Raw genomic sequence first — 9292 nt, forward strand, 5'->3', positions numbered from 1 at the left:
CCGGCGACGAGGTTCCGCAGGTCATCGCCTGCACGACATTCCCGATTTTCCCCGTCTTCTTCCGCAGTGTTCCGCAACGCGGCGACCGTTCACCGAACGTTGCCCGTGCAAGGGTCTCACGTTCACGCCCCACGCTTTCCGCAGGGGCGCAAGCCCCCGCCTCCTCCCCCGCCCCGCGCTCGCTCCTCCGCTTTTTCCTCTTCCTTCACTTTTCCCCACACTTCGCCCCGGGCGCTTCCGTGCGCCGCTCCACTTGCCCCCGCTCGCACTCCCCGCTCTCCCCGCCTGCCCACGAAAAAACGCGCGGAGTTTCCCCCGCGCGTTTTCTCATGCGGCCCGGACGCCGCAACCGTTCATCGGCGAATTAGAACTTGTATTCAAAATGAAGCGCGGCGCGCCAGTCGTTCTTGAAATCCTCATTGCCGCGTCCGTGCGCGGGATTGGTATCAAAATCCTCAATGATGTACGCAAGTTCAAGCGCCGTATGCAGATTCTTGTAGATCTCGTAGGTCGAGAGCAGATCGAATTCCACGGCGGAATCCTCGGTGGTGAGGTAGTCGTAGCCGCTGCCGTAGCCGCCGTTGTACTTGTTGTTCGTGCCTGCAAAGTAGGTCACGCTGAAATCGTGGGTCAGCCCGTCGATGAAGGACATGCCGTTCATCTGCGCGCTCACGCCCCACGTGCCGCCGAAGCTGTAACGATGGCCGCCAACGGGGCCGAAGGTGTTGTCGAAGTAGGTGCTCGTGCCGTTGAAGTCGCCGTAGATGATGGGAATCTGACCGGAATTCTCGTCGCGGCCCCGGTTGTCGCCGGAAGCGTACCAGGCCAGAAGAGTGGGTTCGCCGAAGCTCGTGGCGTAGGCGGCCTTGCCCACGGCGTACCAGCCTTCCTGATCGTCGGATTCGTCGTACTTCACGAAGCCGTAGGCAGCGTCGAGGGCCAGCGTGACGGGATCAAAGGGCTTCCACTCGAAGCCCGCGCCGAAAATCGCGATGTCGGCCCGGCCCTGTCCGCTGATGTTGCCCTGATCGGTCAGATTGGACGGATTGAAATGCGTGCCGTCCGCGTAGGTGGCGTCGCCCTTGGCTCCGTAGATCGCCCACGGGGACACGGTAAAGCCGTCGAAGGACGCGTTGCCCACCAGACCGAACAGATCATACTTCGGCGCGTTGACGTCGGTGGCGTCGCCCTCGCCGTTGACGCCGCTCGCCATGCGGGTCCAGAAGCCGGTCACATTGTAGCGGTCGGCAAAGGGCACGGACACCACCACGCCGTCGGCCACGAGATCGGCGATCATGGACGAAACGCTCGCGTAGGCGGGCAGATCAAAGGCGTGACGGCCCATGCGCACCTTGATGTCGGTGCTCGGCACGGTCCAGTCGATGTAGGCCTGACGCATGGTCACGTCCACGCTGTTGCCGGTGGTGTCGGATCCCCAGTCGTAGGTTCCGGCCTGAAGCTGGAAGTAGCCGGAAAGATTCTCGTTGGCGATGAAGGTCAGACCAAGACGCACGCGCTGGAGCGCATAGTCGGTGTTCTGACCGTGGAAGCCTTCGGATCCGGTCTGAAACTGGAACTGATAGCGGCCGTCCACTTTGACGTCAACGGCGGAAGCGGGAGAAGCGGCGGTGGCCGTCAGGCCTGCCGCCAGAAGGAGAGTAGTCAGTTTTTTCATGCTCTTCTTTCCAAAAGTTTTACCGCGGATACGGCTGGTTCGACGCCGCTCCGCCTTTCGGCCCGAAAGCCGTCCCCATGGCGGAGCGAACACAAAACGTCAGCATGAACGATACATTCGTGTTCTGTCAAGCAGGACGTCAAAAAAGGCGCTGCTCCGACATAAAAATCACAACGTCGGCGCGGAATCGGCGGGCCGGGCGGGGAAAAAGGGGCGAGGGCAGGAAGCGTCCGGGAGCGGCAACGCCGGTCACAGCAAGAAACGCCGCGGCAAGGACAATCGGGCAAAGAGGATGCCTGCGGGAAATAACGGGGAGCGCAGGAAAACGCGAGGCAGGAATCCGCCGGGCCGCAGGAAGGAAGTCCGCCGCCCGTCTCTTCCTGCCCCGCCCTGCCGCAATCAACGTCATGCCCCGGCTGCGCCGCGGGCGACGGGCGTTTCCGCCAGCGGCAAAAAAAAACACCGGCGCGGAAGCCCGCTTTTGCCTGCGGGACCGCGCCGGTCGCATCGGCACTTCACCACTTGCCGTTTTCCAAAGTCATCGGGAAGGCACAGGCCGCGAGTCCGCAGCCGGACGCCTTCCCGCACGCCGCATTACCCCTGCGGCCCCTTCGTCCCCTCTTCCCTCTGCTTGCGCTGCTTCGGAGAAAGAACGACCTCGCCCTTCTGATTCATCAGCGGCGTGACGAGCCCCGTGCGCTTGTCCACCATGCCCAGGCCGTTCACGTATCGAAGATGCGGCGCGTTTCCGGCGTCAAGTTTCGCCCTGTACCCCGCAAGCGTCATGGCGTTGCGCAAAGACTGCTCCGCCTGCTGCTTTTTCTGCTCGTTCTTCCACCAGGCCAGCGGATCCAGCTCCTTGAGCGCCGTTTCGTCTCCAGCGGCGAAGCGCTGCTGAAGGTCGCGGCGTCTGTTCTGCTCGTCCAGTCCGGCCTGCATTTCCTGCATCTGCATGTCGCGGTACTGAGACCTCTCGGCGTCCCGCGTTTCCTGCCGTTCCTGCGTCTGCCGCTGTGCCTCCATGCTTCCCAGCCCTGTCAGGGTATCGAACCCGGCACGGCCGACAAGCTGCCCGAAACTCCGGCTCCCGTCGTTGTTCGAGAGCAGAGAAAGCCCGGCAATCAGCGCGGCGGAACCGGGATCGTTCCTTATCGCGTTCCACGCCGCGTTTCTGTCCTCGGTCTGCCGGTTCGCCTGCGCGAACGGAGACGTCCACCCTTCAAACATACTCCCTCCTAGAACAGACCGAGAAGACCGCCGGCGATGGCGCCGATGCCGGCCCCCACGGGCCCGCCGATCATGCTGCCTATGCCCGCGCCGGACAGTCCGCCGCCGAGCACGTTCCCCACCGTGCTCCCGCCGCTCTGCTGACCCGTCGTGGTGCTGGTGCCGCCGTAATTGCCCTGAATCAGATTGTTGTAGTTCTGGAGCGCAAGCAGCGCCTGCTGCTGTTCATAGTTGTAACGGTCGATGTCGGCATTGATGAGCTGCTGATTGTAGTCGTCCATCATGCCCCCGGCCTCGGAAAGCGCCGCCGCGTCGGTGTACGCCTGATTGGCAAGCTGCTGCCCGGTCTGAGACGCCACCACCTGCTGCCCCACGCCCGTGTTGTAGAGCTGACCGGCCTGCGCGGCCGCATCCGCCCGCTTGTCCCACAAGCTGGAATACATCTGCGCGGCGAGATTGTTGGCCGCATCGGCGGCCGCCGCCTCATGCGCCCCGGAACCGTAACGCCCCGCGCGGTTGAAATTGCCGTCGAGATCGGCCTGCACCTGACTGTTCGCCCGGTTGTACAGCTCATCGACATAGGGGTTGTCCTCCTGCGAGAGCTGGTTCAGCGTATTCAGGCCCTGATTGTCCGCAAGCGCCTGCCCCGTCGTGATGTTGTTCATCGCGTTCGAGGCGTTGTCTATGAGCGGGCTGCCGTTCTGCGCCCTGTCGGCCTGCATCTTGAGCGCATCCTGCGTCCACTGCGACTGCCCGGCCACGGTCTGCCCCGGATAGTAGTCGGGAGCCAGACCGCCGTTGTTGTAAAGCTTTTGCGCCTCCTGAAAAATCTCCGTGAGATAGGGCTGCTGCCCTTCCCAGGGATCGGCCTTCTGCACCGTGGTGGTGGAACTGCCACCGCCTTTTCCGCCGCCCATACCGCCTCCTACAGCGTTGCGTTTTCCGCAGGAACGGTGTCCCGCGTGTACATGGTGAGCAGGGCGTCGGCGTTGTGCCCCGTCGCCTGATTGAACACCGCGCCCGGAAGCACGGCTATGTCCATGGCCCCCACCCTGTGAATGAATCTCACGGCCGCCCGGTTGTACAGCGGCGTGATGCCGTAACAGCGATCCAGCAGGTACCGGCCTTCCTCATCCTTCGCGTGCAGCGCCATGCCGAGAGCGTACAGCCCGAAGCCCTGCGCCACGGGAAGCCTGCCCGCCGTTCTCTTCGTGCCCTGCGGCAGCGTGGCGAAATGACACTTCGCCGTTCTGCCTTCCTGATCCGTCAGCCAGAACAGGCCGCACGGCTCCCCGCGGAACAGGATGATCCACGGATGCACGTCGGAAGAACGCGCCCAGGCGGCAAAATCCCGCTCCTCCATGCGCGGAACGTTGTAGAACGTGGCCGTGTCGCGCCCGCTGGCGCGCATGCGCGACCAGAAGCGCATGAGCTGCCCGTCGGAAAGCTCCGTCCTGTAGATGCCGGAAAATTCGCCCATGCTTAGCCTCCGAAATTGAACGATCCGAGAAGTCCGCCGAGCCTGGACGGATCAAAGTTGAGATTCATGCCGGAAGCGGCGCTGCCGACGTTCCCGCCCGTTGCAGGAGTGCCGGGGCCGAAGTTCCCCGCCAGGGTCGGCTGAGGAAGGTTTGCCGCCGCGCCTGCCGCCATGTTGGACGCCACGTCCACATTGCTTCCCTGCATCATGGCCGCCGTGTTCTTCGCCTGCGAATTCACCGGAGAGGCCATCGACTGACCGACGCCGGGCATGACGCCCTCATTGAACACGCCTTCCCCCTGACCGCTCTGCCCCTTTCCCAGCATGCCGAGAAGACCGCCGAGCTTTGAGGCGTCCATGCCCTGACTCTGACGCTGCAAAAGCCCCGCGCCCCGGGGAACGGCTCCGCCCGAGCCCCGGGAAGCGTCCACACGCATGCCGGGACTGGAAAAATTCGGCGTCACGCCGCGCTGATAAAGTCCTGCCATATTTTTCTCCTACTGTCCGCCGTCGCCGATGAGCGCCCAGCCGAAGGAACACTCGCCCGGAGCCGCGGCAAAACGGAACGTCATGCTGTCGCGGGTCATCTCCGAAAGCCACCACACCGCCGAAGCGGCCGCCGCATCCAGCGGAATGAGCATGGCAAGACGCCCCGCACGACAACGTTTGTCCTTCACCGTAACGCTTGTCTCTCCCGCGGCACACGTCACGCGCCCGATGTTTGCCGTGTCGCCGCGGAGGGCGGCGTTCACGCCCACGGCAAGCGCTATCATCTGCGCAGGCGTCGAGGCCGACACCTGCGGAACAAAGTTCGCCATTACATGCCTCCTTCCGCTTCAATCAGCGCTTCCACGCCCACGGCATGACGCCAGTTCTCCCCCGCCGGAACCATGACCCGCGCCGCAAGGTACACGGTGGAAAGATGCTGATAACACACGCCGTCGCGCTGCTGCTTCGTGTATCTGCCGAATCTTCGCGCGTCCATTTCCCGGCTGCGGAACACCGGCAGCGCCTGCGCCCCGCCGCAGTCCACCAGAGGGCGGAAGCCGTGCACCATCATTCTGTCCCCGCCCTGCTCCGCCGTGTCCATGACCGCTTCCAGCGTCGATCCGTTGAAGTTGGCCAGCCCGTGCGACGTGTCGAAACTCGATATCACGCTCATGTCGCCGTTCTTGAAGATGCCGAGGTCAAGGCTCGTGAAGGGCAGACTGTCCAGCGGGCCGTATTCGTCCAGCTCTTCCAGCGTCATGCCGCCGCGCGTGTAGTCCTGAAACAGCGTTTCCGTGTCGATAACGCCGTAGGACCAGCGATCGAGAATGTAGTTGTAGATGAGCAGCCGGTCATGAATTCCCGCCGGGGCGTCCGGCGTGGGAAAGCTCCACATGGCCACGCGGTTGCGGTTGTCGTGCACGCCGCGCACCTCGCTCAGTCTTTCGATGGACACCTGATCGAAAAACCATTCGTCCACGCGCTCCACGCCTATGGATTTCACGCTTGCGCCGTCGGTCATGCGCCAGCCGTCTTCCGCAAGATACACGCAGGCGTTGCCGCATATCACGGGAGAATACGGCGACGCGCAGCCGTGTTCCCTGTCCACCGGGTCGAACTGGAATATGTACGGCGTGCCCACATACGTCGCCCGCTGTATGCCCCGTTCCAGAAAAATCAGCCCGTCCACGCCGCCCACGCCCCCGACTATGGCCTGCACCTGACCGCCCACAGGAAACACCTGCGTGTCCGACTGTATGTACTGCGCGTCGTTGCTGCCCGGTTCCGGCCATTCGTCCGGCCTGTCCAGCCCCGACCAGCGTATGGCGTTCCTGCCGTCAACCAGCTTGCCCATGACAAGAAAGTCGCGTATCACGCCGAACACTTCCCCGGCAGGCGCGCCTTCCACGGCCTCGAAGTTCTGCGCCACCCCGGCCACGGAACTTTTCAGCAGCGTGGAGCCGAACAGCGCATACACCGCGTTGCCGTATTCCGTGAACGCCCGCACGTTTGAGGCCGTGGTTCCGGCATACTTTGGCGTCCACGTCTTGCCTTCAAGGGTGTAGATTCCTTCCGCCGTGGCCGCGAACGTGGTGTTCGTGCCGTACAGATCCCGCTGCGAATAGGCCGCCTTCGCCTGCGAGGGCAGCGCGTCGTACGCAAGCGCAACGCTGCCGCAAAGCGGCCGGTAGCCGCGCCTTGCCGGTATCACGTTGCGCGCCTCGGGAGTCTGCTCCCCGTTCAAAAGCGCCGCGTCCGGCTCCCACGCGCCGAAGTCGAGCCGCGTTTTCTTCATTGCCATTGCACCACTCCTCTCCACAGGCCCTCACGCCGCGCAAGCTCCGTCCAGCCCCAGCCCTTGTATTCCGGAACAATCGTCTCTTCGCCTGCCGCCGCGGAAGGGGCGCACGTCACGCCGCGGACGCGGTTCGGCTCCTCGCGCTCCGACGTTTGCGCCGCAAGACCGGAAAGCTCCGTCATGCGGACGCGATACGGCAAAAAACCGCTTTCGACCAAAGCCTCCGCGCCCCCGCCGCCATGCTGCAGGCGGAGCATGAAGCAGGATTCTCCGCTCGCGGCGGAGGCCGGTGAGACGGGAATACCCACGGTGACGCCGCCTATCTGTTCCCCATCCAGCAGGGCCGCGCCGCTCCCCGTGAGAGAGAGCACGGCATGCCCCTGCATGGTTCCGCCGCCCCCGGCGCTCCCCCGAAGCTCCGCGCTCCTGATGCGCACGGCCGAAACTTCCTCTCCGGATTCGCCCGGGCCGACCGCCTGTTCCAGGGCGTACAGTCCGGCGCTGTTCCAGATGTCGGAATCCAGAGACCAGAGCAGCTCATCCAGGCTCCCCCAGTCGTCCAGACTGTCCAGATTCTGAGGCGGCGCCTTTATTGTGGAAAACAGCGCGCCCATGCCGTCAGTCCATGGTCAGGGTGAGGTTGCCGGTATTGATCCGGTAAATGTCGCCGGCCAGAAGCTCCTTGGGCGTGGTTATCTCACCGTACCAGACAAGATTTCCGCCGCTCGCCGCGTCGAAAAGCCCCCACGAAACCGCCGTTCCCCAGTCCGCCGTGGCCGTGGGAAACTCTATGGCCGCGCTGTTCTTCATGGTTCCGTCGGCAGGTTCCCCGAACGTGACAAGCTGCCTCGCATACGCCCCGCCGGTCACTTCCGCGCCGCCCCCCGCTTCGCCCGGGGCCGCCGTGAACAGCGCGAGATAGTACGAGCCGTCGTTCTTGAACAGCGTGAGCAGCTTGTCTTCTCCGTGATTGGTCAAACTCATGTCATATCCTCCTTACCGGGCGCATGGTGATGTTCGCCGTGAACCGCGCCCGCTGTTCACCATCTTCCGCCTTCTGCCTCGCCGCGGCGTAATACTGCGTCCATGTCTCCAGCGGCACGCTCCCCCGCGTGAACGGCCCGCTTTCCACCAGCGCCCCGTACAGGTACAGATCCGGAAACGTGAGCAGCACGGGATTGTCCGGCTGATTCTCCCCGAGCGGCTCAATCTCCGCGTAATAGGTGAGGTACAGCGTTCCCGCGCCGTCCGGCACGGGCATCAGAAACAGGTCGCGCCCGATGATCGTGTACTCCCGCGGCCTGCCCGGCGCCCTCTTCTGCCCGTACGTGTCCGGCGGCGAATAGGTAAGGTTCACCGTCCGGCCGTCCGCATCCGCCCAGGTGAGATCGCGCATCTCCATGAACACGTCCCAGTTGCCCGGCTGCCTGCGCCACGGCAGCGGCACCGCGCTCTGCCCGGCAAGAACGGACGTTTCCGACCGCCTCTCCATCACCCGAAGCCGCAGTTCACGGTTCATGCGCCGCTCCGCAAGCGCAATGAACGTGGGTATGCGCTCCGTCATGTCGTCGCGGCCCAGATAGTCCGCCACGGCTTCCTGCAGTCCCTTCCAGCTTGTCAGATCCGCCATATCATTCCCCCCATCCGAAGTATCCGAGCAGGCCGCCAGTCTTGTCGCCAAGCCAGTTCCCCGCTTTGTCCATGCCGCAGGAGATGAACGGCTCAGCGATCACAGAAGCCGCGCGTCCCGCCGCCGTGGCTGCGCGTTTTTCCGGCAGTCCATACGTTCCTTTCAGATAGACATCCTTCTGATGCGGGCCGTAAGGCGCGGGCTTTTCGGCAAAATAAAAGCCCTCGCCATAAGCGCCCCGACTGTTTATCTTGTCTTTGGAAAAAACATCAAAAACGGCGTCTGTATTGTGGTGAACAACCAGAGGTCTGCCTTCACCGTCAACGACTTTGGAAGAGCGCTTGACATCATCAAGCTGTTGCCCCAAAATCAATCGTGAGGCTTGGGGTGCGCTGCCGTTGGCAGTCTTGAACGCATCTTCGAGCCTCTTTTTATTTTCCACCTCATGCAGATAAAGTCCCTGCCTGTCTTTACCGGTTTTTACAACAACTTCCCCGGCATAATCCGTATCGCCGATACGCACGGGCGCGGATATCACCGACGTGTCGTACCCTCTCCCTTTCCAGTTACTTTGCCGGTCAAACACCGTTCCTTTACGGCTCACGTCTCCAGGCTCCGCACCGCCCCTCGGAACATCTCGTCATACCATGCCGGAACTTTTTCCGTCAGCGGCACTCCCTCCTTCTGAAATTCTTTTCCGGTCAAAGTCACTACCGGTCTCCCGGATACGGCTTCATTACAGGCTCTTGCCGCAGGCCAGTTTCCAAACCAGGCCTTGAAAAACGGACTTCCCGTGCCCATATCGCGGTACAGTTCCTCTGCCGTTTCCACTATCTCAGGATTCTCCGCCCCCCTTTGGGCAAATCGTTGCAGTCAAGGCTGTCGACAAACTTTCCGAGCAGCCCATGAGTTTCTGCGGTATCTTCGCCATCACACCCTCTCCAGCGTCGTGCGGAAGGCACGGTTGTCAGGATCGTTCAGGAACCTGCGCAT

11 protein-coding genes are annotated in these 9292 nt (G+C 63.0%); all 11 read right to left on the reverse strand.

Translation table 11 applies throughout. The annotated features are described in order from the left end of the window. Positions 1-364 precede the first annotated feature (364 nt). The 11 genes from ACZM96_RS07545 to ACZM96_RS07595 all read right to left on the reverse strand — a co-directional run bounded on the left by ACZM96_RS07545 (position 365) and on the right by ACZM96_RS07595 (position 8903). Entirely contained in the window at positions 365-1675 is a 1311-nt protein-coding gene (locus tag ACZM96_RS07545; RefSeq protein WP_489488297.1) for an outer membrane homotrimeric porin, read from the reverse strand. Positions 1676-2269: 594 nt separating this feature from the next. After that, the gene (locus tag ACZM96_RS07550; RefSeq protein WP_489488299.1) at positions 2270-2902 is read right to left on the reverse strand and encodes a hypothetical protein; all 633 of its coding nucleotides are present in this window, start codon (positions 2900-2902) and stop codon (positions 2270-2272) included. Between the two features lie 8 nt (positions 2903-2910). Further along, on the reverse strand, positions 2911-3819 hold the full coding sequence (locus ACZM96_RS07555) for a hypothetical protein (protein ID WP_489488301.1): 909 nt from the start codon (positions 3817-3819) through the stop codon (positions 2911-2913). 8 nt (positions 3820-3827) lie between these two features. Continuing rightward, positions 3828-4382 (reverse strand): hypothetical protein, encoded by a 555-nt coding sequence (locus tag ACZM96_RS07560; protein WP_489488303.1) that lies wholly within the window; start codon positions 4380-4382, stop codon positions 3828-3830. 2 nt (positions 4383-4384) lie between these two features. After that, a complete protein-coding gene (locus ACZM96_RS07565) occupies positions 4385-4870 on the reverse strand; it encodes a hypothetical protein (RefSeq protein ID WP_489488306.1) in 486 nt (161 codons plus the stop codon). A gap of 9 nt (positions 4871-4879) precedes the next feature. Further along, positions 4880-5200 (reverse strand): hypothetical protein, encoded by a 321-nt coding sequence (locus tag ACZM96_RS07570; protein ID WP_294486173.1) that lies wholly within the window; start codon positions 5198-5200, stop codon positions 4880-4882. Beyond that, positions 5200-6672 (reverse strand): hypothetical protein, encoded by a 1473-nt coding sequence (locus ACZM96_RS07575; RefSeq protein WP_489488308.1) that lies wholly within the window; start codon positions 6670-6672, stop codon positions 5200-5202. The genes ACZM96_RS07570 and ACZM96_RS07575 overlap by 1 nt, the downstream gene beginning before the upstream one ends. Then, complete coding sequence (locus ACZM96_RS07580) at positions 6663-7283, reverse strand: hypothetical protein (protein ID WP_489488310.1); 621 nt, start codon at positions 7281-7283, stop codon at positions 6663-6665. Before ACZM96_RS07580 ends, ACZM96_RS07575 begins: the two co-directional genes overlap by 10 nt. A gap of 4 nt (positions 7284-7287) precedes the next feature. Further along, on the reverse strand, positions 7288-7653 hold the full coding sequence (locus ACZM96_RS07585; RefSeq protein WP_489488312.1) for a phage tail fiber protein: 366 nt from the start codon (positions 7651-7653) through the stop codon (positions 7288-7290). A gap of 1 nt (position 7654) precedes the next feature. Next, positions 7655-8299 (reverse strand): phage adaptor protein, encoded by a 645-nt coding sequence (locus tag ACZM96_RS07590; RefSeq protein WP_489488314.1) that lies wholly within the window; start codon positions 8297-8299, stop codon positions 7655-7657. 1 nt (position 8300) lies between these two features. Beyond that, a complete protein-coding gene (locus ACZM96_RS07595) occupies positions 8301-8903 on the reverse strand; it encodes a hypothetical protein (protein WP_489488316.1) in 603 nt (200 codons plus the stop codon). Positions 8904-9292: the final 389 nt, after the last annotated feature.

The organism is Mailhella sp. (assembly GCF_057866825.1).

Coding starts and splice junctions, on each gene's coding strand:
- ACZM96_RS07565 (WP_489488306.1), bottom strand. CDS start 4,870: ATGGCAGGACTTTATCAGCGCGGCGTGACGCCGAATTTTTCCAGTCCC.
- ACZM96_RS07555 (WP_489488301.1), bottom strand. CDS start 3,819: ATGGGCGGCGGAAAAGGCGGTGGCAGTTCCACCACCACGGTGCAGAAG.
- ACZM96_RS07580 (WP_489488310.1), bottom strand. CDS start 7,283: ATGGGCGCGCTGTTTTCCACAATAAAGGCGCCGCCTCAGAATCTGGAC.
- ACZM96_RS07575 (WP_489488308.1), bottom strand. CDS start 6,672: ATGGCAATGAAGAAAACGCGGCTCGACTTCGGCGCGTGGGAGCCGGAC.
- ACZM96_RS07545 (WP_489488297.1), bottom strand. CDS start 1,675: ATGAAAAAACTGACTACTCTCCTTCTGGCGGCAGGCCTGACGGCCACC.
- ACZM96_RS07585 (WP_489488312.1), bottom strand. CDS start 7,653: ATGAGTTTGACCAATCACGGAGAAGACAAGCTGCTCACGCTGTTCAAG.
- ACZM96_RS07590 (WP_489488314.1), bottom strand. CDS start 8,299: ATGGCGGATCTGACAAGCTGGAAGGGACTGCAGGAAGCCGTGGCGGAC.
- ACZM96_RS07550 (WP_489488299.1), bottom strand. CDS start 2,902: ATGTTTGAAGGGTGGACGTCTCCGTTCGCGCAGGCGAACCGGCAGACC.
- ACZM96_RS07570 (WP_294486173.1), bottom strand. CDS start 5,200: ATGGCGAACTTTGTTCCGCAGGTGTCGGCCTCGACGCCTGCGCAGATG.
- ACZM96_RS07560 (WP_489488303.1), bottom strand. CDS start 4,382: ATGGGCGAATTTTCCGGCATCTACAGGACGGAGCTTTCCGACGGGCAG.